We start from the raw sequence: 24,437 nt of genomic DNA, 5'->3' as shown, positions 1-24,437 counted from the left end.
TCGTCCTCCCATCGCTTAGGTTGCTGAAATTCCGCCCGGCGGCAGCGCCGGCAAATCCGCTTCTCCGGCACTCCCCCGATCCCGATCCTGATCTTGATCCCGGCCATAAGGCGTTGCCAGCAAAAAAGGAATCGTAAACCGCACCCGCGTGCCCCGGTCGGAAGAAATCACGTCCATCCGGCCGTCGTTTTTAAAGAGCAGGCGCAGCCGCTCCCGGACATTGTCCAGGCCGATCCCCGGCCTTGTTCTCGTTCTTCGCATTTGCGCCGAGCGCGCCATGCCGATCCCGTTGTCCTCGATTTCCACGACCAGCTTGGCCGCTTCTTCCCGCCAGACGCGAATCTGGATCAGACCTTTTTCCGCAAGATGGCTCACCCCGTGCAAAATAGCGTTTTCGACGAGCGGCTGCAGGCTTAGCTTGGGCACCAGCGCAAACACGATATCCTCGTCATAGCGGTATATGACCTCAAACCGGCGGTTGTGGCGAATTTGCTGAATATGCACGTAGGCCTGCACCAGCTCGATTTCGTCCTGGAGGTGCACCAGGTCTTTTTCCGTATTCAGGCTGGCTTCCAGCAGTTTGCCCAAGGACAAGGAGATGTCGGTGATATCGTCGTTGCCCTGCCGGATCGCGCTCCACTTGATCGTATTTAACGTATTCAGCAGAAAATGCGGGTTCATTTGCGCCAGCAGCATATGAAAATGAACGGCTTCCTTTTGCCTTTCCTCTGTCTTCAGACGTTGAATCAACACGTCCATGTCGTCGAGCATCACGTTGAAGGTGCGGGTCAGCTCCAGAATCTCGCCGCTGAATTTTTGCTCCGGCAAGCGGATTTTCAAATTTTTGCGGACGACCGACTTTATCTTGTCCTGCAGGCGGGATAACGGCCGGGTAATCGTTGAGGCGATCACGAAGGTCATGACCAGGAACGCCCCCATCAGCATGAAAAACATCGTAAAATACTGCCGCTTCAGGCCTTCGATCTCGTTATACAAAATCGGCAGCGGAATCCGGTTGACGATATACCAGTCCAAGGATTCCACATAGATGTAATTGATCAGGGAATTGGAGGCCTTGTCGATGAAATACTGCCGGTCAGGCTGCTTGGCGATTTCCGCTTTCACCTGCTCCGGCAGCACCGTGTCCGGCACCGACTGGGAAATGTCCTCCCCTTCGCGCGTCATCAAAAAATACTGCTGCTGCAGATCCGATTGATTATGGATGGAACGCAGCCAGGACGAGTAATCGATGCTGATGCGGGCCAGCCCGTAGGGCTTGTTTTGGCTGTCGTTCAAAGAAGCGTACAGGGACAGCAGGTAAGTGCTGGTGGATACGTCCCGCTGCACGTAGTTCGGGTCATTGGGCACCCAATGGTAGGAGCCGGCGTTCATCGCCTGCTGATCGAATCCGGGGAGGCTCCTGAGTTCGCCGTAAACCAGCGCTTTTCTGGGCCGATAGGACGTGTACGCGCTTTCATTTAAGTCCAAAATCATGAAATACACCGAGGGATTGTACAGGAAAAAGCTATTGTTCAGGTTCATGAAAATACTTTCCATGACCCGTTTGTTCTCGAGTTCATCGCGCTGCTCGGGGGACCGAAGCACCGATTTGACCGTGTCGTCCTGCTTTAGAAAAATGAGCGTTTTGAACGCGATGCTGATCTGATCCTCCAGGGTCCGGTACATCTGCTCCAGCTGGTAATGGCTTTGCTGGCTGATCTTCTGCTGCACCAGGGTTTCGATGCGCTGGTAATTGTATAAATTCAAGGCACAGAAGGGCAAAAGAACCACACAAACGAACGCCATAAACAGGCGGTACTTCAATTTCTGCGGAATCAGATAACGCATAAGTTTGGCCACGCGGACACGCCCCCCATGCTGCTGCGGTGTTGTTTTTTAAATTATAGCATAGGAGAAATGGCGGCGAGGGTGTTGAGGGAAATTGTGTGGTTTTGTTGCAGAGGGGGGAGGGGGAGATTAAAGGGGGTGTAGATTTGTTCTATTGGGGGTACTATTAGGATAAACAAAAACCGCCTACTGGCGGCGGATTTGGGAATAAGGTGAAGGGCGCGCCCGCCCAAGAACAGTTCGGCAAAGTTGGGAAACAGGCCGATGTAGGCATTAGTTATTAGATTTTACAAAAAAAACAACTGTTTCAAACTCAGTCATAATATTGAATTAATAAGATTATTTTAAGAATATTTTTGTATTTGGAGGGGGGAGAATCATCAGCAGTTATGTAAATCCTCACCTTGGAGAATTTGAGAAGATTTTGGAAGAGCATGTACAGCGTATATACTTTGAAGGGAAGAAATTTGTAAAATATTATAATAAAGAGTACTTTGAAGAGGTAATACAGGAAGGAAAAATCGGGTTGTTTGAGGCGTATAAAAAATATGATCCACATCGATATAATGTGAAGTTTTGGAGCTTTGCATGGCGGCGAGTACAGGGACGTATGATTGACTATATTGATAGGCATTCTAATTTTCTCAAGCCAGGTCGAACTATTGCAAGATTAGCAAATAAAATTAAAAAATTGGATATGGTTAATTGGAATGCTATAGAAATCGCAGAAGCTATAGATGAGTCTACTATTCAAGTTAATAAAGCTCTAGAATTCCTTAGAATAAAATATGTTGATTCTTTAAATCGGATTGTAAACGACGATCGTGGAAAAAACTTAGAATTAGGCGATTTACTTCCAACTCCATTTAATTATTTTGAAACAACGGAAGATAATTTATGGAATAGTCTCAATGAAGATGAGCAACAGTATTTAAACTATAAATTACAAGGGTACGACGTTAAAAAGTTACAACGCGCAATGCATCTTACATATGAGAAACAAAATGAAATCGAGACATCCTTAAAATATAAAGCGAGAGAATTATTTAATAACTTGGAGAGTAATGCGGAGGAGGTTAGATGCATGTCAAGTAGTCAAGATAAAGCAATTTTAACAAAGGCGCTATATTTAAAACATAAGAAAAGTAAAATGCACGACAAAGATGTTTGTGAAAAATATAGTATTTCAAGGGGGAATTTGGTTAAACTTAAAGCTAGTTGGGGTGTTTCTGATCCTAGAAGTGCTAATATGAAACAAAAGACATTAGCTATAGCATCTCCTCCCAAGAATCCAGTAATTCATTTGAGCACTATAGATGGAGATACCAATACAAATCAAATTAACGCACTGAAAGAAAAGATTTCTCAGTTAGAAGGACAACTAAGGGAAACCGAAGAAAAGTTGAAAATGTGTGAAAATGAACGAGAGGCATTATGGAAGATTCAAGACATTTTAAGAGCAAGATTCATTGTGTGATTATGAAATAAGTTAACCTAGCATATAAAATATGGTGTATACTTTATTGTAACAATAATTAAAATAGGATTGATCAGATTGGCAAAGCATGCCCATAAACGTGGGTGTGCTATTTTTATTTTTTGGAGGGATTTTATGTTAACAAGTATCTTATCCTACTCAAACAGAGGAAAGTGGGGAAAGGCCGACTATCCTGGCAACTGTTCGGGGCATGTAATTTATGAGTTGCTCGAACACTATAAACCGAAGCAATTTGTTGAGGTGTTTGCAGGGGGCGGAACAGGTAAAGATGTCGCAATCGAGTTAGGTTTTTGGAATTCCGTTCATTTGGATCTGAATCCACTGTGGGGTGGTTGGAACGCGTTAAAAGATGAAGTTCCCATTAATTCTGACTTTATTTTTAGTCATCCCCCGTACTACAATATCATTTTGTATTCCGGCTCAGTTTGGGGCCAAAAATCAGAAGATGATCTTTCTCGCGCATACAGCTATAAAGATTTCATCAATAAGCTGGATCTTGTGAATGAGAAACTATTCAAAAGCTTGTTGCCTGGGGGAAGGCTAGCGGTCCTTGTAGGTGATTTCAGAAGGAATGGTATCTACTACTCCATTATTAAAGATATGAGATATTTCGGGCAACTGGAAGCGCATTTGATCAAAATACAACATAACTGTAATTCATTCAGAAGAAAGTATAAAGGCAATTTCATTCCTATTGTTCACGAACATCTGTTGATTTTTCAAAAGTGAATCATCCCTGATGCGAACATTTCTTCGCCTATGACTTTATGATACAATGAATTATCGGCTGTAAACAGTTAGGAGGTTGCTAGCATGGCAATCATGAATGTCCCTACACTTACTAACTTCAAGGAACAAGAGCTACATAGGACGTTGAGTTATCCAAGACTTCGGTATATGGGGTCAAAATACAAGTTGATCCCATACTTAGCTTCGATATTAGCCAATCTTCCTTTCCACACCGTGTTGGATGCGTTCAGTGGAAGTGGCGTCGTTTCGTATGCTCTGAAAGAAATGGGAAAGCAAGTTACTTCAAACGACTTCTTGTCCTTTTCTTCTACCATCGCAAAAGCCGTTGTGGAAAATTCCAATGTCACACTGAGCAATGAGGATATAGACCTTCTGATCGCACCAAACCGGGATGGCCGTCATTTCATAGCAGATACATTCAAGGGACTTTATTTTCCACAAGAAGATCATGAATTTCTGGACTCTGTTTGGTCCCATCTTGACCAAATGCCTGAATATAAAAGAGAGCTTGCCATCTCAGCCATGTGTCTGGCGGCTGCGCGGAAGCAACCGCGTGGGGTATTCACCATTACTGATTTCCGCTATGACGATGGGCGCAGGAATCTGCGTACTCCGCTGAAGGATTTGTTTTTAGAGGCTGTGGACGAGTACAATCAGGTGGTTTTTGATAACGGGCAAAAAAATGATTCCATATGCTCCGATATCTTGGAGGTAGAAAATACGAATTATGATCTCGTCTACTTCGATCCTCCTTATGCACCACCTAAGGATGATGCTGACTATATCAAACGATACCACTTCTTGGAGGGGCTTTCGGTCTATTGGCAAGGGCTTGAAATCATGGAGAATACGAAAAGCAAAAAGATTCCTAAGCGTTATACTCCTTTTGCATACAAGCGGGCTGTTAGCGATGCACTGCTCAAGCTGTTTACAAAATTTAAGGATAGTATCATCGTACTGTCTTATAGCTCAAATTCCGTACCTTCTGAAAAGGAATTATATGATATTTTGAAACAAGTTAAGAACGATGTTCAGGTTTTTTCGGTTCCTCATACTTACTCCTTTGGCACCCATGAGAGCGCAACTCGACGAAAGGTAGAGGAATACATTTTTGTTGCGCGGTGATAACTTATGGCTATAGACTATGATAGATTTTTGAACTCCTTAAGTAATTTACAGGTGATCGCTCCCAGAAGAGATCCTGAAATGCAAGAGAAAGTATTCAAGATCGTAGATGAACTGAGAAAGATTGAAAACATAGACCGGTCCTCCTTGGCAAGGTTCATCCAAAGTAATCCCGATGCAGTTCCAGAGTTATGTACCTCTGCTGGACTGGGGCAGGAGCAACTCAAGAATCAATTGAGGCACCATTTGGGGACACAGGGTTGGGTAACAAAGGCTAAGCAGAAACCCGAGGAGCTAATTGAATTCTTGGATTCGCAATTTAACTTGGTGAATGTGCTCAAAGAAGAGATGGCCAGGTCTTGGACTTACAGTGATGTCCTTTTGGAACGGCATTTATGGTCCAAAAAATCAGGCGCTCAATCTGTCGGACGTGGAAGAACGGTAGAGGATGAGGTGGAGAATTTGGTTCAATCCCTCGGACTACCATATCAAATGCGTACCCGCTTCATTGGCCGCGGGGGCGAGACCGCGCCTTGTGATCTGGCTATTCCTTCGGGCGGCGATCAATCCATGATCGTAATCGGTATGAAGGGTTTTAATAGTACCGGAAGTAAATTAACTGACGCGGTCGTGGAGATCGAGAAAATGGCCTCAGTCCGGTTGCCTCGGCAATATGTTTATGCCGTCATCGACGGGATAGGCTGGCTCTCCAGACAAGCCGATCTAAGACGTATTTTTACATTGTGGGAAACTCAAGCAATAGATGGGCTGTTTACGCTTAAGCATTTGGATCTGTTTAAGGAAGAGCTTAGGCTTGCAGCTAGTCGTTTGGGTTTTTCATGAAATGATTCTCTTTTGCTATCCATTCCTCTAAACCTTATATTGAGATATAAAAGGCACCACGTAGGGTGTCTTTATCGCTTTATTTTGGTGCTTTCTGCTGTCTTTTTAGTCTCATATTGGTAAACGAGCTCCGTACAGGTAATAAAAATGATCTTTTCTGTGTATGGCTAGAAAAATGAGGTTAAGATTTCATATTCAATCAAAAATATTTGCGAAAAAGGTTTACCCTTAGAGTAACTGTGAAGTAACATTTCAATATACATTGTTTGTACTTTAGCTCAACTCCATATTCGGTGCGAATATAAAGTGAACATAAAAATCCCGGGGGATTCGCACCAGATTAATCGTGCTAAATACCCTTTTTTTCAATAAATACCCATATATAACTTTCAAAAATCCTTAAATTTGGGTTTATATAGATAATTAACTCTAAGATTTTACTAATATATGTTAAAAAACGCTGTCGCACCCTACGCGGGTGCGTGGATTGAAAGTTCCTGCATCCGTAATCACCTCGCCTCCAAGGTAACGGTCGCACCCTACGCGGGTGCGTGGATTGAAAGAGAACAACATCAACAACTGGATAGGCCGGCGGAGTCGCACCCTACGCGGGTGCGTGGATTGAAAGCGAAGCGGTTGCGCGGGAAGACCGCCTTATGCGGTCGCACCCTACGCGGGTGCGTGGATTGAAAGAGCGACTTGGTCATGAAATTTCGGAGCTCTGCGCGTCGCACCCTACGCGGGTGCGTGGATTGAAAGACGCCGTTATTCCCGGGACTTACGAATTTCGGGGCCAGTCGCACCCTACGCGGGTGCGTGGATTGAAAGTTGAGTTGGTCGAATTGGTCGCGCTGTTCCTGCGTCGCACCCTACGCGGGTGCGTGGATTGAAAGGGGTTAGGCAGGGCAAAGGCTGAGGCGGAACGCGGTCGCACCCTACGCGGGTGCGTGGATTGAAAGCCTTGCGCAATATCCCACGCGCCCGAAACCGTCAACGTCGCACCCTACGCGGGTGCGTGGATTGAAAGAAAGACTTGATCTCTTTTAGTTGGGTTAATTGTAGTCGCACCCTACGCGGGTGCGTGGATTGAAAGTCCGGGCACGCCGGACGTTGAAACGTAGCAAAGTGTCGCACCCTACGCGGGTGCGTGGATTGAAAGACGGCGCCGTCCAACGGATTATAAGCGAAGGTCTCGTCGCACCCTACGCGGGTGCGTAAAAGCGAAGGGCGCCTTCCTTACAGAGTTTATAAGTCATATCTCAATGGACAGTCCATACTGGGCTGTCCTTTTTTAGTTGAAGCTGTACTTTGTTGATATGGGGGCATAAGAGCATATGATAATTCTCTAAACTAAGATGAAAGTAATATTACCCAGAAAATTGTAGAATATTGGAAGGAGATTAGAGGGGGGGTGAAGAAATAAAAAAGTTGTAGTTCTTTAGGCGTGTTTCAAGCTTTAAACTAGAGAGTCGTTTGGATTATTTTTCAGCGACAGGAGGCAGGCAATGGAATACATAGCCCATATACGTGAGAGTGACCGGGAAAACCAATTGCTTGAAACGCATTTGCTTGGGGTCAAGAATTTAGCCGAATCTTTTGGTGCTAAGCTTGGAATCGGGCATATTACCGGCCTGGCTGGAATCCTTCATGATATGGGGAAGTTCACGAAGGCATTTCTGGATTATCTCATCGAAGCGGTGAATCATCCGGAGGCTCCGCCAAAGCGAGGAAGCGTGGATCACTCCACAGCAGGCGGGCGGCTTCTGTACGACTTATATCATAAAGGCCGGATTGAACGGGAAAAAGGAATCCTAGCGGAAATCGTAGGCAACGCGATCATATCCCATCACTCTTATTTACATGATTATCTGGATCCGAATTTGGAATTTCCCTATTTGCGACGGGTCAGAGACAAGGGTGATATTACGGACTATGACGAGAGTGTTCGGTTATTCTTTGAAAAGGTCATGAGCGAAGAGGAGTTTCAGCGCTATGTTGATCGGGCCGTAAAGGAACTAAAGGAGTATTTATCGGTCCCCTCTTCGTTTAGTACGGAAGCCAAATGCATGTTTCTAACCAAATTCGTATTCAGCGCTCTAATTGACGCGGATCGCACCGATACCCGGCGCTTTGAAGACAAGGTAGAGGACCGAGAGGAGGCGTCTTCTCCGGCCAAAGAGCTCTTTCAAAGCTATTACAATAAATTGATGGCTGAGATCCAATCTTTGGCCAATCGATCCGGATCCAACTCCCTCATTAATCAACTAAGAAGCGAAATGTCCGAGCAGTGTGACCGATTTGCGGACAAACCATCCGGTATTTACACGTTATCCATCCCTACGGGAGGCGGGAAAACCTTGGCCAGTCTCCGGTATGCCTTGAAGCACGCGATTACTTTTGGCAAAAAACATATCATTTATATACTTCCATATACCACGATTATTGAACAGAACGCTGCCGAGGTGCGAAGAATTTTGCAGGATGACGCCCATATCTTAGAGCATCATTCCAACGTGATCGAAGAAACGGATCAAGACGATGAGGTGGACGATGGGCTTATGAACATACGGCAAAAGTTGAAGTTGGCCAAGGATAACTGGGATTCCCCGGTGATTTTCACCACCATGGTGCAATTTTTAAATGTGTTTTATGCCAAAGGCAGCAGAAATATCCGGAGACTGCACAATCTTAGCGAGTCTGTGATTATTTTTGATGAAGTACAGAAGGTCCCTGTGTCCTGTGTATCTTTATTCAATGAGGCATTGAATTTTCTCAAGGATTTTTGCCGTTCCAGTATGGTGTTATGCACGGCCACCCAGCCTGCTCTAGATTTTGTAGAGCACCGGCTCCATATCAATCCGGATGCGGAGATAATTCAAGATCTGAACCTTGTAATTGAGTCATTTAAGCGTGTGGAAATCAAGGATGAAGCTGCTAATGAAATATACACGAACGAAAAGCTGACCGATTTTATCCTGAGCAAACTGGATGAAAAACGTAATGTTTTGATCATTTTAAACACGAAATCCGTGGTAAAGGACTTGTACCGGAAGCTTCTTGCAACGCTTCAAGATATACCTGTTTACCACCTGAGTACGTCAATGTGCGCGGCACACCGGAAGCATATCTTGGGCAAAATTAGAGATCACCTCAAGCATCACGAGAAAATCATCTGTATCAGTACGCCTCTAATTGAAGCGGGGGTCGACGTCAGCTTTGAATGCGTGATTCGTTCGCTGGCTGGATTGGACTCTATTGCTCAAGCGGCCGGAAGATGCAACAGACATGGGGAAGATCCCTTGCAGCAGGTTTACGTGATAGATCATGCGGAAGAAAACTTAAAGCATTTGAAGGAGATCAAGAAGGGGAAGGAGATCACCAAGCAGATGCTTGTTGACTTGCAGCGTGAATCAACAAGCCACGGTGGACACCTTTTGTCGGTTCAAGCCATGACCTATTACTTTCAGCGTTTTTACTCGGACGTCAAGCCATTATTGAATTTCCACGTTTCAAAGTTGGATGTGAGCATGACGCGATTGCTTTTCGCAGGACTTCAAGAAAATAAATTTTTTCAGGAGTATTACGGCAACCATCGTAACCGCCCTCCACTGTTCCTGTTAAACAGCTATCGAACAGCCGCGGAGCATTTTCAGGTCATTGAAGATTTAACTAAGCCGGTGATTGTACCCTATGGAGAAGGCAAAGAGATTATCGCCGAGTTAAACGGGGCCGAGCGTATTGATGATTTTGGTAGATTGATGCGGCAGGCGCAGCAGTTTACTATTAATCTCTTTTCTTATGAATTGGAGAAACTTGACAACAACAGTGGTCTGGAAAGTTGTCTCGACGGACAGATACGGGTACTGAAAGACGGCGCTTATAGCGAAGAGTATGGGCTGGACCTGGAAAATGAAAGTTGGACGGGTGTAGATATATTTTAATGACAGTTAAATATCCCAAGCCACGAAAGGAGGTGAGTCCATATGATCCGAAACTCGGTGGAATTCTCCGTATACGGGAATTACGCGTTGTTTACCGATCCGCTTACGAAACTTGGCGGTGAAAAGTTAAGTTATCAGGTTCCTACCTACCAGGCGCTCAAAGGGATCGTAGAGAGCATTTACTGGAAGCCCACCCTCATCATGATCGTTGACGCCGTCCGGGTAATGAATCCGATTCGAATGGAGTCGAAGGGGATCCGCCCCATTGACTATAGTGGCGGCAATACACTCGCTAACTATACCTACCTTAAAGATGTCCATTATCAAGTCAGATGTCACTTCGAATTCAACCTTAACCGCCCGGACATGGCCTTTGACCGTAACGAACATAAGCACCATAACATATTAAAACGCAGTGTTCAGGCGGGAGGCCGGCGAGATATTTTTCTTGGAACGCGAGAGTGCCAAGGATACGTTGAGCCATGCGTGTTCGGTGAAGGCGAGAGCTTTTACGACAACTACGGCGAAATTCACCTGGGTACGATGGTGCATGGCATTAACTATCCGGATGAAACCGGCAGAAATCAACTGGAGGTCCGATTGTGGCAACCGGTGATGAAAAATGGAATCATTGATTTCTTAAGACCGGAGGCATGTACGCAGGTTCGCGTGATTTCGGAGATGCACCCAAAAGCTTTTGATGCGAACAATGTAGAATCGGCAGATCAATTGTTGGCCAGTTGGGGAGAGGAGGGAAAACAATGAGCTGGCTGCTCAGTTTGTATGAAACCTATGAGTCCAACCGGGATCGTGTAGGCGAGGTCGAACTAAAAAACGACCGGGAATATACACTCCTCCCCGTATCGCATACGACCCAAAAAGCGCACATTGAAGTGCGTGTCACGGAAGAAGGAGAGTTCCACTCCGCCTCAGTGATCGACGAAATTACTTTAATTCCCTGTACGGAGAAATCAGCGAGCAGAGCCGGTTCCGTCATTGCCCCTTATCCGCTGCATGACAAATTAAGCTATGTAGCGGGGGATTTCGTGGCTTACGGTGGACAAGTCAAGGGGGACGAGCCTTTTGAAACTTACATACAAGAACTGCAGAATTGGGCGGAATCCCCATACGCCCATCCTAAAGTGGTGAGCATTTACCGTTATCTCAGCAAAAGAACGTTGATTCATGATTTAGTGAATTATAAACAAATTGTTGCCGTTGATGAGGATAACCGTCTTATCGATAAATGGGACAAGAAATACGAAGTGCTTTATCCCGAAAAGCCCGCTATTTTCGGAGTGGTTGCAGGAGATCAGACCAGCGCTTTTGTGCGGTTTAATGTGTATTCGCCTGACCGGATTTTAACCGACGTGTGGAAGGATCAGGAAGTATTCGATTCCTTCATCGCCTATTATGCGGAGCGGTTGGGGGATGAAGACATTTGCTATGTCACGGGAAAGAAGCTTCCCAGTACGGACAGACATGCGAACAAAATTCGTAATCCGGCAGACAAGGCCAAGCTCATTTCGGCGAACGATACCACCGGATTTACCTTCCGTGGGCGGTTTATTCAGAGCAGGGATGCCGCAAGCATCAGCTACGAGGTTTCGCAAAAAGCGCACAATGCCCTGAAGTGGCTCATTAACCGCCAAGGTAAGATGATCGATCAGCGGGTTTTTTTGGTATGGGGCAACGATGCATTGTATATTCCTGACCCGTCGGAGGACACGTTTGCGTTGGATCCGGAGGCCATACCAACCGTGGTTCATAAGTCCAATACCCATGAAGCGTTGGCACGCGAAGTGGCTAAAGCCTTGGACGGATACAAAAATAAATTGGGAGACGGAGCGGAAGGCCGGTTCCAATCGGCCGTCAATATCCTGGTGCTCGATTCGGCAACGACCGGCCGCATGGCTGTACTTTATTTTCGGAATATGGATAAGGAATTGTATCTGGACCGCCTTGCCGAGTGGCATACCACTTGTGCCTGGCTGCACCGGTACCGGAAAAACAACAATAACGAATTTGTTGCTTTTTATGGAGCTCCGGCTACCAGGGACATCGCTTTGGCCGCTTATGGCCCCCGGGCCGGGGATAAAGTCGTCAAAGGGCTGATGGAGCGTATGCTTCCGTGCATCGTGGATGGTGCGAGGGTTCCGATAGATATCATTACAAGCGTATTCAACCGGGCTTCCAACCCTGTAGCCATGGAGAACTGGGAATGGGAGAAGACGCTTAGCATCGCTTGCGCTTTAATTAATAAACATTTAACGGATCAACGGGAGGGGATCGGATTGGCACTCGATGAAAACAACGATGACCGCAGTTACTTGTTCGGACGTTTGCTGGCTGTAGCGGATGTGCTCGAAAGACGTGCGCTGGGAAAAGAGGAGAAACGGGCCACCAATGCCATCCGTTACATGAACTCGTTCTCCAAGCATCCTGAGCGGACCTGGCGAGTGATTCAGGAAAGCTTGCAGCCTTACCAGGCCCGATTGGGTGTATACGCCACGAAATGGACTAAAATCATCGATGAAATCGGATATAAGTTCAAGCCGGAGGATTTTAACAACAGGCCGTTAACCGGTAAGTATTTGCTCGGATTTTACAGCCAAAGACACGCTCTCTATCAAAGTCAAAATCACGATGATGCCGCTGAAGCGGAAGTATCAAATCATGAGGAGTGATTGAAAATGAGCAGTTTAGATCATAAAATCGACTTTGCCGTTGTCCTGTCGGTCACCTGTGCCAACCCTAACGGGGACCCGTTGAACGGAAACCGTCCGAGACAAAACTATGACGGTTATGGTGAAATTTCGGATGTGGCGCTTAAACGCAAGATTAGAAATCGGTTGCAGGATATGGGGGAGACTATTTTTGTGCAATCGAACGATCGCAAGGTGGATGAATATGGAAGCTTAAGAGAGCGGGCCGAGGGCAATGCCAAGCTCAGTCAAATCTTGAAAGCGAAAACGAGCTCCAGTGATGATGTTGCCAAGGCGGCTTGTGAGGAATGGATCGATGTACGCAGCTTCGGACAAGTATTTGCTTTTAAAGGATCAGGAAACGGCGGGGGTGTCTCGGTCGGGGTAAGAGGTCCCGTATCCATTCATACGGCCAGAAGTGTGGATCCCATCGATATTACGAGCATGCAGATCACCAAGAGCGTGAATTCGGAACCAGGCAAAGACCGGGGTTCGGACACGATGGGGATGAAGCACCGCGTTGATTTTGGAATTTATGTTTTTTATGGAAGCATCAATACGCAGCTGGCGGAGAAAACCGGCTTTACGAATGAAGATGCGGAGAAAATCAAGCAGGCGCTCCTAACCCTCTTTGAAAATGATTTGTCCTCCGCCAGACCGGAAGGCAGCATGGAGGTCCATAAGGTGTTTTGGTGGGAGCATAACTCTAAATTGGGACAATACTCTTCGGCCAAAGTGCACCGTTCATTGAAAGTAAAAGCGAAGGCCGAGGAACCGAGATCCTTTGCGGATTATGCCATCGAACTAGACGAATTAGACGGGCTAAAGGTTGAAGTTCTGGATGGACGCTAATCGGGATGACGATTATTTGATGCTGTCCGGCATTCAACATTTTCAATTTTGCAAACGGCAATGGGCATTAATTCATATCGAACAGCAATGGGAAGAGAATGTCGGAACCATCGAAGGCCAGCATCTTCACCGTAAAGCCGATCAGCCATTTGTGAGAGAAAAGCGCGGCGATAAGCTGGTCGTACGCGCGCTCCCGGTAAAATCCGAGGAGCTGAAAATCACGGGGATCTGCGATGTGGTTGAGTTTGTCCGGGATGATGACGGAGTTGAAATCCGTGAGGCCGAGGGGAAATACAAGGCTTGTCCTGTAGAATATAAACGGGGCAAGCCCAAAAAGAATGACGCGGATATTTTACAGCTTGCGGCGCAGGCCATTTGTTTAGAGGAAATGCTGCTTTGCTCCATTCCGGTCGGTTATATGTTTTACAATGAAATCAAACATCGGGTTGAGGTGCCTCTAACCGTTGAGCTGAAGAACAGTGTGAGGAGCATCGTGGCAGAAATGCGAAATTATTATGATAGAAGGTATACGCCCAGAGTGAAAACGGGGGCTTTTTGCAATAGTTGTTCTTTGAAATCGGTTTGCCTGCCGGAAGTTCTGAATAAGCGTTCGGTGAAAAGCTATATTGAAGGGAAAATGAAGGAATGAAGAAGCTGCTGAACACGCTGTTCATTAACCAGCCGGACGTTTATTTATCGCTCGATGGCGATAACATTGTGCTTTTGAAGGAGCAGGAAAAACTGGGGCGATTGCCGCTGCATAATCTGGAATCAATTGTGGCCTTTGGCTATACGGGGGCAAGTCCTGCCCTTATGGGTTATTGCGCGGAGAGGAACATCTCCATCGTGTTTATGACGATGAATGGGAGATTCTTGGCTAGAGTGATCGGCGCCAGTCGTGGAAACGTGGTGTTGCGCAAGAAACAGTATGCCGTTTCGGAGGATGAGGCTTTATCCGCTAGAGTGGCTCGTAATTTTATTTTAGGCAAGGTATTTAATCACAAATGGATGCTTGAAAGAATGACTCGGGACTACCCTTTGCGGATCGATGTCGCACAGTTTAAGGAAGCTTCGTTTCAATTGTCGGAGTTAATGAATGATATCCGTGAATGCGAGGACTTAGAGCGGTTGCGAGGGCTGGAAGGCCAGGCGGCGCTAAGTTACAATAAACTGTTGGATTCGATGATTTTGCAGCAAAAAGAGGATTTTTACTTCCATACACGTTCTCGCAGGCCTCCGCTGGATAACGTCAATGCCATGATGTCGCTCGCATATACCTTGCTGGCGAATGATACGGCCTCCGCGTTGGAAGGTGTTGGGCTAGATGCCTACGTAGGATTTCTGCATCGTGATCGCCCGGGACGAGCGTCCCTGGCCCTGGATGTGATGGAAGAGCTTCGCGGTATTTATGCCGACCGTTTTGTCCTATCCCTCATCAATAAAAAAGTCATGAACGCTGACGACTTTGTGCGTAAAGAGAATGGAGCTGTGCTGCTGACGGAGGAAGCCCGAAAAAAGTTCCTAACCGCATGGCAAACCAGGAAGCAGGAGAAGATCACTCATCCTTATCTGGGGGAAAACATTGCATGGGGACTGGTACCGCATGTTCAGTCTTTGCTGCTGGCACGATACCTGCGCGGCGATCTCGACGAATACCCTCCATTTCTGTGGAAGTAGGTGATTATGAATGCTGGTATTGATTACTTACGATGTGAGTACGGTGAATGCCGCGGGACAAAGACGGCTTCGCCAGGTTGCCAAGGCCTGTCAGAATTACGGGCAGCGCGTGCAGAACTCCGTATTTGAATGTATCGTAGATGCGGCGGAATGGGCCGCGCTTAAAATTAAGCTGATCGAATTAATCGATCCGGAGCAGGACAGCCTGCGATTTTACCAGTTGGGCAACCAGTATAAAAACAAGGTGGAACATGTAGGTATCAAAGCCTCTCTTGATTTGGAGGGGCCTTTGATTTTGTAGTGCGAATGTGAAGCGAACATGATTTTCCCGGGGGATTCGCACCAAAATGATTGCATTACATTTGAATAATAGTAAAATAAATCCATTCTATTTGTTTAAAACTAGTCGGAAAATTAGATTTTAATACAGAATATGTAATTTATAATCCATATTCTGTTAGAAATCGGAGTCGCACCCTAGGTGGGTGCGTGGATTGAAAGTTGCTCAAATACTACGGCAGCGGCGACAGCGGTCAGGTCGCACCCTAGGTGGGTGCGTGGATTGAAAGGCGTTGCTGCATCTCCTGCTGCACCTTTTGGTCGGTCGCACCCTAGGTGGGTGCGTGGATTGAAAGTTTTGGCGTCACCGCTGTATCTGCTGCTTTAGGCGTCGCACCCTAGGTGGGTGCGTGGATTGAAAGCTCGCTCTGACTTATCTGATGTAGTCGTGGAAGGGGTCGCACCCTAGGTGGGTGCGTGGATTGAAAGTGGAAGTAAAACAGCATTTAGACGGCTGGACAATAGTCGCACCCTAGGTGGGTGCGTGGATTGAAAGCTTGTGACTTATACCCATCAAGCCGGGATTGACCGCGTCGCACCCTAGGTGGGTGCGTGGATTGAAAGCCCTGTTTGCGGCTTGATTTTGCAATATATATCAAGGTCGCACCCTAGGTGGGTGCGTGGATTGAAAGTTGGATTTCTTCCACCACGTCTTTTAGGAGCATGTCGCACCCTAGGTGGGTGCGTGGATTGAAAGCGGACGGACTCCAGCGTGATGCGAAACATTGCTGTCGCACCCTAGGTGGGTGCGTGGATTGAAAGGGTGAATCCCGTTGCCGGGAATCTTAAAAACGCTGTCGCACCCTAGGTGGGTGCGTGGATTGAAAGAGCGGATGTGCGAGGATGGCCGACTTAAAGCCAAGGTCGCACCCTAGGTGGGTGCGTGGATTGAAAGAGATATTTGGCGTAAGGCAGGTTGGAACCGACCTCAAGTCGCACCCTAGGTGGGTGCGTGGATTGAAAGGCAATTACGGGACCAAACTGGCGCGGTCGTATTGAGTCGCACCCTAGGTGGGTGCGTGGATTGAAAGATTAATGGCAGCGTGATTGAGCTTGCCTATTGGGTCGCACCCTAGGTGGGTGCGTGGATTGAAAGAAATGCACATGCTGCCGAAAAGGCCGATCTATCGTCGCACCCTAGGTGGGTGCGTGGATTGAAAGGTTGATGATCTGCAATTGACCGAGATCAAGCGCCGTCGCACCCTAGGTGGGTGCGTGGATTGAAAGTCCGTTTGTAGTCGTTCTACTTCGGATAGGAGATAGTCGCACCCTAGGTGGGTGCGTGGATTGAAAGCATGTACTTGATGAAAACGGCTATCTGATTTCAGTCGCACCCTAGGTGGGTGCGTGGATTGAAAGCGAATAAACGGAACAGCTGTCGAGTATTCGACTGGTCGCACCCTAGGTGGGTGCGTGGATTGAAAGTACGGTTGGAATCGCAAAAAGGGCGCACACAAACCGTCGCACCCTAGGTGGGTGCGTGGATTGAAAGATCGATATCATAAAGAAGCTGCCGAAAGACTCCGGTCGCACCCTAGGTGGGTGCGTGGATTGAAAGTTCCCGGACGATGTGTTTACGCTTATTCCAGATGGTCGCACCCTAGGTGGGTGCGTGGATTGAAAGAGGAATTAATTAATTTTGCTGACAATGAAGGTGTAATGTCGCACCCTAGGTGGGTGCGTGGATTGAAAGTGCCGGCTGGTGGTTAAACATCGGGGCGGCAAGGCGTCGCACCCTAGGTGGGTGCGTGGATTGAAAGCCATAAGCCTTGATAACCCTGTCTTCCAGATCCGTCGCACCCTAGGTGGGTGCGTGGATTGAAAGGAACACGACGGATCGCCGTCACTAGGCGATGCCTTGGGTCGCACCCTAGGTGGGTGCGTGGATTGAAAGATCGTATTATTTCGCCTCCTTAAAGATTCCCGCGTCGCACCCTAGGTGGGTGCGTGGATTGAAAGCCCGTCCATCCTTCAAAACATAACGCTTGATGTAGTCGCACCCTAGGTGGGTGCGTGGATTGAAAGCCCCGCGGAAGCACCCGTAGCCGCTTTAATTTGGGTCGCACCCTAGGTGGGTGCGTGGATTGAAAGTTCGATTGGGTCAAGGGAGAGTATCTGACCCCGAGCGTCGCACCCTAGGTGGGTGCGTGGATTGAAAGTAAGCGTCCGATCCAAATTCCCTCTTCCATCATGTCGCACCCTAGGTGGGTGCGTGGATTGAAAGAGGGGATCGAAGGACCGAACGCTTTGAGCTCCAGGTCGCACCCTAGGTGGGTGCGTGGATTGAAAGCATCCGTCCAACTCCTGTCTAAAAGCGCATAAAAAGTCGCACCCTAGGTGGGTGCGTGGATTGAAAGAGGAAATTATCCGCTTTACTGGACTGCCGGTCACGTCGCACCCTAGGTGGGTGCGTGGATTGAAAGCAAGTTATCTTACAAAAATTTTTAGCAAAATTTATCGTCGCACCCTAGGTGGGTGCGTGGATTGAAAGATCGCGAGTTCGTCGGCCACTACTGCCATAGTAACCGTCGCACCCTAGGTGGGTGCGTGGATTGAAAGCCTGAAACTCTGCATATGCTTTGTCAAAGGCTTCCGTCGCACCCTAGGTGGGTGCGTGGATTGAAAGGGAAAATGCTGGAGCAATTAAGGGCGAAGCGTGGAGGGTCGCACCCTAGGTGGGTGCGTGGATTGAAAGTGGATGCATCTGCAAAGCTGGTCAGTATCGTTACTGTCGCACCCTAGGTGGGTGCGTGGATTGAAAGCGGTATTTGTAGCAACTTCACGGGCAGCTCTAGCAGTCGCACCCTAGGTGGGTGCGTGGATTGAAAGTGCTGTAACTGCGCCGCCTGTACCTCTAGCGCCGTCGCACCCTAGGTGGGTGCGTGGATTGAAAGTGAACATCCTTGTCAGCGGTGATCATCTCGACCTTGTCGCACCCTAGGTGGGTGCGTGGATTGAAAGTCATATTTGACCATAGCCAGCCAACAACGCACCGTCGCACCCTAGGTGGGTGCGTGGATTGAAAGTAGGCAAACCAAATAGCCAAGATAGCGGAAATGGTCGCACCCTAGGTGGGTGCGTGGATTGAAAGGATCTAGACCCACGCACTGCAAAAAAATACATGGTCGCACCCTAGGTGGGTGCGTGGATTGAAAGTTGGAAAATAAGCGAAGAAAAGCGCCAAGAAAAAGTCGCACCCTAGGTGGGTGCGTGGATTGAAAGTGGAGACGGCGCCCAGAGAACGGAACAATCACAGTCGCACCCTAGGTGGGTGCGTGGATTGAAAGCATACACCAAGACCCAACACTTTAGAGCCGATTGCGTCGCACCCTAGGTGGGTGCGTGGATTGAAAGAAAAAGCACGTGGCAAAGCGGGCTTTGAAGGGGCAGTCGCACCCTAGGTGGGTGCGTGGATTGAAAGCGGTCGGAATGATCGGAGAGCAAAAAAAATTGAAGTCGCACCCTAGGTGGGTGCGTGGATTGAAAGGCTTCGGGAGTTGGGCTACGAAGTGGAATGGAGGGAGGTCGCACCCTAGGTGGGTGCGTGGATTGAAAGTGTAAGCCCGCCGTGATCCCGTCCAGGTCGCGGAAGTCGCACCCTAGGTGGGTGCGTGGATTGAAAGTGGACGAATATGCGTCGAAAGAGCCGCCGCACAAATGTCGCACCCTAGGTGGGTGCGTGGATTGAAAGGCGAGTACGCGCCGCAATTTAAAGGCTTGGGCTATAGCGTCGCACCCTAGGTGGGTGCGTGGATTGAAAGCGGGAAGCAAACGGGATTGCAAAGGGAGAATCTATCCGGTCGCACCCTAGGTGGGTGCGTGGATTGAAAGCAGTAACATCGTTTGCGAGAACAGTTCCTCGAAATTGTCGCACCCTAGGTGGGTGCGTGGATTGAAAGGTTAATCTCAAAATCTTTGTGGTCCCGAAACTTCTTGTCGCACCCTAGGTGGGTGCGTGGATTGAAAGGGGACGTTGAAGGCCGAGTAAAGGCTGCTGCCCCGGTCGCACCCTAGGTGGGTGCGTGGATTGAAAGGCCGCTGGGAATTATCCTGCGGCTTTTTGCTTGGTCGCACCTACGCGGGTGCGAGGATTGAAAGCCTATGTCTTGAAACTATTTTTAAATGAGCTCTATGTCGTACCCCACGTCGGAGCGTGGATTAAAAAACGTCCAGCAGAATCGGGAAAGGGCGAGACAGTATTCCAGGAGGGCCATCCCCCTCCTCGCACTTAAAGTAAGGGTTGAACAAGCCGCTAGAGCAATTTACTCCGGCGGTTTTGTTAACTTATAAATCACGGAAGTCAATCTCAATTCCCGCTCACTTGAACAACATAGCCGGCCCTCGATTCAGCAAGTCTGTTTTTTAAAACATAATAAGTAGGTTTATCGCATTCCGCAAAAAACAGGTATCCTTTTAAATAGATTCAAAGCAGGTATAATTACGGCAAAGGAGACAGATCGCATGTTGATCAGGAACGTATATCTGCGCCTGTCGGTCAAGTGGAAGGTCATCCTCATTTTTACCTCGCTGTTGGTGTTCATGAGCGGTTTATTTATCATTGGCTTTAATTACATCAACAAGCTCTATGATCGCCAACTGCTGCATAGCTCTTCGGAATTGTTGAACCTATACTCTACAAATATTGAGAATGAACTGCGCAAGATCGAAAACATGACGTTTACTTTTTTAACGGAAAACAACATTCAAACCGACTTGGTGCGGATCAACGAAAGCGGATCTTCCTATGAAAAAAGCCTGGCCTTGGAGTCGTTTCGCCAGACGCTGCTGGCCGCGGCGCAATCCGAGACTTATATTTCATCCGTGAGTTACTTTACCCTTGATGGGGGAGAGATTACGGTCGGCAACAGCGTGACTCCGTTTGCCGCAGACTACTTGCGGACATGGTTTGCCGATTTGAGGGAACTGAACGGGGGAATCCGTTGGGAAGAACCGCTGAATGGCGATCAGAGCTTTGTGTTGGCCCGGCAAATTCGCAGGGTAAATAATCTGAAGCCGTTAGGGTTTATTGTGATCCGCATACATCCGCGGCTGCTGATGAAGTGGATTGCCGACACCTGGCCGAATTATGAAGGGCGGATGACGATCATGGGGGCGGACAACCGACCGATCTATGTCGATCCGCGCGTTGAATTATCGGCTTTGTCCCTGGAACGGCTGATCCATCGAAAATATGATGTTCAAACGATAAAAAGCGACAAATATTTGCTGACCCAGCTTAGTTCCTCCTCTACAGGCTGGAGTTATGTAAATCTCGTCCCGTATAAAAGCATCTTCAAAACCATCCAGGCGATTCGCACTGGATTTATTGGCGTTTTCGCACTGCTGCTGGTCGTATTATTGGCGGTTGGGGTGAAGTTTGCCTCCGCGATTACAAAGCCGCTGATCCTGCTAAGCAAGCAAATGAGAAGGACGCAGAGCGGCGAATTCGGCTTGGCGTCCGCCATGGCCCCGCCTCCGGAGACCGGGGACGAAATTGGCCAACTCCGCCGGGATTTTGCCGTGATGGTTTCATACCGGTATTTCTGGATCATCAAATACGCGTCCAGCATTTCCATCTCTTCTCTTAGCGTTGTTAAGTGCTCCTGGGTGCTGGTCGAACGCCGCAGCAACATGCCGAGCGCCTTCACCATTTGAGCGATTTTGGCCTGCCGGTTCAGCTCCGCCTCCCATTGAATGGATTGCAGCGTATTGTACAGGAAGTGAGGGTTCATCTGGGATTGCAGCGCCTTAATTTCCGCTAGCGTCTGTTCTACGTCAAGGAGATTGACCCCGCAGCACTTGAGGCCAAAATCATGAAGATGAGCCTGCAGCCGCTGGTGGAAAAATGAAGCTGTCCGGTTTTATTCTTTGGCGAACTCCGTGCAAGCGCCTTGACTGATTTTATGTATGAAAAAAATAGTAAGGTGGAGCAGAATAGAAGAGGGGGATTAAGAAAATCCCCCGATTTACTGTTATTTATTTAAATGTGAACGAACTATTTTAACTTAAGGAAGAGGATATCCGATAGTCTCGCTAACGCTAGGCCGATATATATATGAACCTTTATAAATGTCAGCACTAGCTTCAATATCAGTATCAAAAATCAGAAAACGTGATTTTCCTTCCGCTCCACGGGATGGGGTTGAAACATACCATTCATCCTCAATAGGATCTGAAGTCCAATAAACCTTGGAACTTGATTTTTTCAAAGTAGGAGGGTATGAAAGGTCTACTCCAGTTCCATTGAAAGTGTATGAATAACTAACTATAATCTTATCTGCATTTCCAGACCCTGCGTAAGAAGCTAAAATCAAGCCATCGTTTATAACTGCTCTATTCTGTGTTACTGGGTACAGATAAGCTTCTTCATTAAATCCACTAATGCTCCATTGGATTTTTCCGTCCCTATCCCAATCTTCGTAACGCTCACTCCAATCGTTTTTAAATCCTTGTACAGAAAACTCTTTTCCTTTAATGTAATTATTCGTATATTCGGCAATCTTTTCTTTGTTTTTAACTTTGGTAGGTATAGTGTAATAAATTGATCCGTCGTTGTTTTTCCAAGTAACAAGTTCAAAATCTTCACCTGCATAATTTAAGCTTTCTGTTTTAACTTTAGCGGGTGCTGATTCTTGGCTCTCCGCTGCAGAACCAACGCTTAATGGGACTAAAGAAACGAATAATGCCAGCGCTGCAAAAACTTTAAAAAATTTCATGAAACACTACCATCCTTTCGTTTTTTTTATATCAATTTTCACATTGATATCAGGATTTGAGAGATTTGACTATTTAACCATTCTGTTAACTCATCCTCTTTTGTTAATTTAATACCTAATTTTTTTATCGTTTTTATGCAAATGTAGGTAGTTAAGGCATCAGGAGTTTTTTCGCTCCCATATAATGAGAATGCACCATTTTTTAATTGAATAGAATGCAGATAATCTTCGATTACTTTATTATCTAATTCAAAATCAGCAGACAACAGATCATTTATGTTAATTGCAGTATCAAACTTCTCAATACTGTCCGGGTATATAGAATAATTTTTTTTAAATCGATTAATATAATTCAAATACTTGGCATCAGTTAGAATATCAAAGTTATATAAATTTTCCAAATATCCAATTATATACAAAAAACTACCATCTGAAATGAAGTCAGGATTCTTGCTGTTAATAATGCTATCAACATTCTGTTTTATCCATCGTAACGCTGTATCAGTTTTTTGATTTCTAATATTGAAATAGTAATAAATATCAAGTGCCATCTTAGTACTCATTAAGTAACTATTCTCATTGCCGTTAATTTTCTCAGACAAATTAGCTCTAAAGAAACCTTCCTTACTCTGTAAATCTTCTAATAAACCAAGCAACATATCTTTAGTATTTTCAGAAATTTCAAAGTTGTGTTCATTTGAAAGCTGTATGTATAACCACATATCATACAAAAGTCCAGGATTATTTCTTTGTACTATATTGGCGGTAGAAATTTCTTCTACTTTTGTTGATATTATTTGTTTATTCCTGTCGTCTAATAGATACAATGTTTGCGTTAGATAATAAAGGTTATATAGCTGTAAGCTTGATATTTGGTTTTCATTGCTCTCCTGTTGATTGGAAGGACGTGAAAAAACAGACTGTTCGGATAAGTGGAATAATAACAAAACAAAGGACACTAAAATACAAGTAGTAATCAAAATGATTTTATTTCTTTTCACTACGACCGCTCACCTACTCTCAAATATCAATTCTTTTTTCTCATTGTATATTTGAACAGATGATCTTCCTGTTGATGCTTCATCATAGTCGCCAGAAATTATATAACTCCTCTTCAAGTTTTCCAGGTTTAATTGATGCCATTTTTTTTGATTGAATGAGGCATAAATATAGTTACCTTTTTTGAGTAGATTATCATCGTTTATTTGAATCATTAGATAAGGAAAACCAGTTCGTACTCCAAAAACTTGAACAGGTTTGTTATTATCAGCATTAATTATGAAATCCATATCATAGTTTAGCTTGTTATTAATAACTCTTACTGTATAAGCTCCTATTTTGTAGCCTTTTTTGTAAAAAACAAAAGCAAAAGGTTTATCAAGATCGTTATTTTTTTTGACATCCAGTATTTCAATACTTTCTTTTTCCTTTAGTTGCTCAATATGAATGTCAGAGATCTTACTATAAGATTCCTTCTGTGATAGGTAAATTAGAGTAAAAAGCGATAGAAGAAGTAGCAGTATGAATCCTCTGAGGTACCGAGTGTTTTTGACCATTTTCAATAAATCATCCTCGTTTTACCATGAAGTTCTAATATATTCCAATTATACATCTGTTAGGTTTATATGTAAAGCATTATGGTATATCCCTGTATAATATAACTACTATCAGTTAACCAAATAAGAGATGGAAGGCCCAGGCCCTGTGGAGTTGTTGGACTTCATCAGGTGAAGGGAGTCTTCATAGGATTCCGATTGTACCGCAAAATTATTTGCAGGTGCATTTACAAACTAGAAAAATTTCATCATAATATTCAATTGTAGGATGCGTCGACCTACCGAATAACAACACACATTAGGGGCTGTCCAAAAGGTCATAAACTTGATCTTAGGGATAGCCTCTTCTTATCTTATCATTTACCTGTTTTAACGATTAATGAGAGAGAAGACGAAAGGCAAAAAGCTCCCTAAGGGATATACTCTTTTCGCATACAAGCAAATTGCCAGCGAAGCACTGTCAAGCTGTTTACAAAATTTCAGTACAGTATCATCACCAAGTCTGTTTTGTAAAATAAAATAAGTAGGTTTATCGCATTCCAAAAAAACAGGTGTCCTTATTAAATAGATTAGAAGCAGGTATAATT

At 46.0% G+C, this 24,437-nt stretch carries 16 protein-coding genes, 1 pseudogene and 2 CRISPR repeat arrays; of the genes and pseudogenes, 12 read left to right on the top strand and 5 right to left on the bottom strand.

The features are described 5' to 3' along the window. Positions 1 to 15: 15 nt before the first annotated feature. Positions 16 to 1,860 (bottom strand): cache domain-containing sensor histidine kinase, encoded by a 1,845-nt coding sequence (locus DYE26_RS21475; protein WP_115311260.1) that lies wholly within the window; start codon positions 1,858 to 1,860, stop codon positions 16 to 18. A 412-nt stretch (positions 1,861 to 2,272) separates the two neighbouring features. On the opposite strand from DYE26_RS21475, the gene DYE26_RS21470 reads away from it, so the two are divergent. The 12 genes and pseudogenes from DYE26_RS21470 to DYE26_RS34905 form a co-directional block, all read left to right on the top strand. Continuing rightward, the gene (locus tag DYE26_RS21470) at positions 2,273 to 3,325 is read left to right on the top strand and encodes a sigma-70 family RNA polymerase sigma factor (protein WP_036626959.1); all 1,053 of its coding nucleotides are present in this window, start codon (positions 2,273 to 2,275) and stop codon (positions 3,323 to 3,325) included. 135 nt (positions 3,326 to 3,460) lie between these two features. Then, positions 3,461 to 4,075 carry a DNA modification methylase gene (locus DYE26_RS21465; RefSeq protein ID WP_115311259.1) on the top strand — a complete coding sequence of 205 codons (615 nt, stop codon included), beginning with the start codon at positions 3,461 to 3,463 and terminating at the stop codon, positions 4,073 to 4,075. Between the two features lie 84 nt (positions 4,076 to 4,159). Further along, positions 4,160 to 5,221, top strand: a complete 1,062-nt coding sequence (locus tag DYE26_RS21460) for a DNA adenine methylase (RefSeq protein ID WP_213511285.1) — start codon at positions 4,160 to 4,162, stop codon at positions 5,219 to 5,221. 6 nt (positions 5,222 to 5,227) lie between these two features. After that, positions 5,228 to 6,064: a hypothetical protein gene (locus DYE26_RS21455; RefSeq protein ID WP_036626957.1), complete on the top strand. Its 837-nt coding sequence runs from the start codon at positions 5,228 to 5,230 to the stop codon at positions 6,062 to 6,064. A 462-nt stretch (positions 6,065 to 6,526) separates the two neighbouring features. Beyond that, positions 6,527 to 7,290: direct repeats of the CRISPR family, unit length 32 nt; unit sequence GTCGCACCCTACGCGGGTGCGTGGATTGAAAG. 279 nt (positions 7,291 to 7,569) lie between these two features. Beyond that, positions 7,570 to 10,005, top strand: a complete 2,436-nt coding sequence (locus DYE26_RS21450) for a CRISPR-associated helicase/endonuclease Cas3 (RefSeq protein WP_036626956.1) — start codon at positions 7,570 to 7,572, stop codon at positions 10,003 to 10,005. Positions 10,006 to 10,050: 45 nt separating this feature from the next. Beyond that, complete coding sequence (gene cas5c, locus DYE26_RS21445; protein WP_036628987.1) at positions 10,051 to 10,770, top strand: type I-C CRISPR-associated protein Cas5c; 720 nt, start codon at positions 10,051 to 10,053, stop codon at positions 10,768 to 10,770. Then, positions 10,767 to 12,692, top strand: a complete 1,926-nt coding sequence (gene cas8c, locus DYE26_RS21440) for a type I-C CRISPR-associated protein Cas8c/Csd1 (RefSeq protein WP_036626955.1) — start codon at positions 10,767 to 10,769, stop codon at positions 12,690 to 12,692. The genes cas5c and cas8c overlap by 4 nt, the downstream gene beginning before the upstream one ends. Before the next feature lie 6 nt (positions 12,693 to 12,698). Continuing rightward, complete coding sequence (gene cas7c, locus DYE26_RS21435) at positions 12,699 to 13,562, top strand: type I-C CRISPR-associated protein Cas7/Csd2 (protein WP_036626954.1); 864 nt, start codon at positions 12,699 to 12,701, stop codon at positions 13,560 to 13,562. Beyond that, entirely contained in the window at positions 13,552 to 14,211 is a 660-nt protein-coding gene (cas4, locus tag DYE26_RS21430) for a CRISPR-associated protein Cas4 (RefSeq protein ID WP_036626952.1), read from the top strand. The genes cas7c and cas4 overlap by 11 nt, the downstream gene beginning before the upstream one ends. After that, on the top strand, positions 14,208 to 15,239 hold the full coding sequence (cas1c, locus tag DYE26_RS21425; protein WP_036626951.1) for a type I-C CRISPR-associated endonuclease Cas1c: 1,032 nt from the start codon (positions 14,208 to 14,210) through the stop codon (positions 15,237 to 15,239). Before cas4 ends, cas1c begins: the two co-directional genes overlap by 4 nt. Positions 15,240 to 15,249: 10 nt before the next feature. Then, complete coding sequence (gene cas2, locus DYE26_RS21420; protein ID WP_036626950.1) at positions 15,250 to 15,540, top strand: CRISPR-associated endonuclease Cas2; 291 nt, start codon at positions 15,250 to 15,252, stop codon at positions 15,538 to 15,540. 168 nt (positions 15,541 to 15,708) lie between these two features. Further along, a CRISPR array of direct repeats spans positions 15,709 to 19,612; the repeat unit is 32 nt; unit sequence GTCGCACCCTAGGTGGGTGCGTGGATTGAAAG. Positions 19,613 to 20,039: 427 nt separating this feature from the next. Next, positions 20,040 to 20,708: pseudogene (locus DYE26_RS34905) on the top strand (cache domain-containing protein); the annotation flags it as partial. 131 nt (positions 20,709 to 20,839) lie between these two features. Here DYE26_RS34905 and DYE26_RS34900 read toward each other — a convergent pair. The 4 genes from DYE26_RS34900 to DYE26_RS21395 form a co-directional block, all read right to left on the bottom strand. After that, positions 20,840 to 21,310 carry a histidine kinase gene (locus DYE26_RS34900; RefSeq protein WP_371861016.1) on the bottom strand — a complete coding sequence of 157 codons (471 nt, stop codon included), beginning with the start codon at positions 21,308 to 21,310 and terminating at the stop codon, positions 20,840 to 20,842. Between the two features lie 273 nt (positions 21,311 to 21,583). Continuing rightward, positions 21,584 to 22,294 (bottom strand): hypothetical protein, encoded by a 711-nt coding sequence (locus tag DYE26_RS21405; protein ID WP_036626948.1) that lies wholly within the window; start codon positions 22,292 to 22,294, stop codon positions 21,584 to 21,586. A gap of 38 nt (positions 22,295 to 22,332) precedes the next feature. Beyond that, complete coding sequence (locus DYE26_RS21400) at positions 22,333 to 23,295, bottom strand: hypothetical protein (protein WP_036626947.1); 963 nt, start codon at positions 23,293 to 23,295, stop codon at positions 22,333 to 22,335. Between the two features lie 9 nt (positions 23,296 to 23,304). Beyond that, positions 23,305 to 23,856 carry a hypothetical protein gene (locus DYE26_RS21395; protein WP_124333673.1) on the bottom strand — a complete coding sequence of 184 codons (552 nt, stop codon included), beginning with the start codon at positions 23,854 to 23,856 and terminating at the stop codon, positions 23,305 to 23,307. Positions 23,857 to 24,437: the final 581 nt, after the last annotated feature.

This window comes from Paenibacillus macerans, assembly GCF_900454495.1.
Classification (GTDB): Bacteria; Bacillota; Bacilli; order Paenibacillales; family Paenibacillaceae; genus Fontibacillus; species Fontibacillus macerans.
The sequence above is the reverse complement of the archived record's forward strand: the minus strand, read 5'-3'. Positions and strand labels throughout refer to the sequence as shown.

Excerpts from the sequence above, each read along its gene's own strand:
- DYE26_RS21465 (WP_115311259.1), top strand. The coding sequence starts at position 3,461 with ATGTTAACAAGTATCTTATCCTACTCAAACAGAGGAAAGTGGGGAAAG.
- DYE26_RS21460 (WP_213511285.1), top strand. The coding sequence starts at position 4,160 with ATGGCAATCATGAATGTCCCTACACTTACTAACTTCAAGGAACAAGAG.
- DYE26_RS21455 (WP_036626957.1), top strand. The coding sequence starts at position 5,228 with ATGGCTATAGACTATGATAGATTTTTGAACTCCTTAAGTAATTTACAG.
- DYE26_RS21450 (WP_036626956.1), top strand. The coding sequence starts at position 7,570 with ATGGAATACATAGCCCATATACGTGAGAGTGACCGGGAAAACCAATTG.
- cas8c (WP_036626955.1), top strand. The coding sequence starts at position 10,767 with ATGAGCTGGCTGCTCAGTTTGTATGAAACCTATGAGTCCAACCGGGAT.
- cas7c (WP_036626954.1), top strand. The coding sequence starts at position 12,699 with ATGAGCAGTTTAGATCATAAAATCGACTTTGCCGTTGTCCTGTCGGTC.
- cas4 (WP_036626952.1), top strand. The coding sequence starts at position 13,552 with ATGGACGCTAATCGGGATGACGATTATTTGATGCTGTCCGGCATTCAA.
- cas1c (WP_036626951.1), top strand. The coding sequence starts at position 14,208 with ATGAAGAAGCTGCTGAACACGCTGTTCATTAACCAGCCGGACGTTTAT.
- cas2 (WP_036626950.1), top strand. The coding sequence starts at position 15,250 with ATGCTGGTATTGATTACTTACGATGTGAGTACGGTGAATGCCGCGGGA.
- DYE26_RS34900 (WP_371861016.1), bottom strand. The coding sequence starts at position 21,310 with ATGAACCCTCACTTCCTGTACAATACGCTGCAATCCATTCAATGGGAG.
- DYE26_RS21405 (WP_036626948.1), bottom strand. The coding sequence starts at position 22,294 with ATGAAATTTTTTAAAGTTTTTGCAGCGCTGGCATTATTCGTTTCTTTA.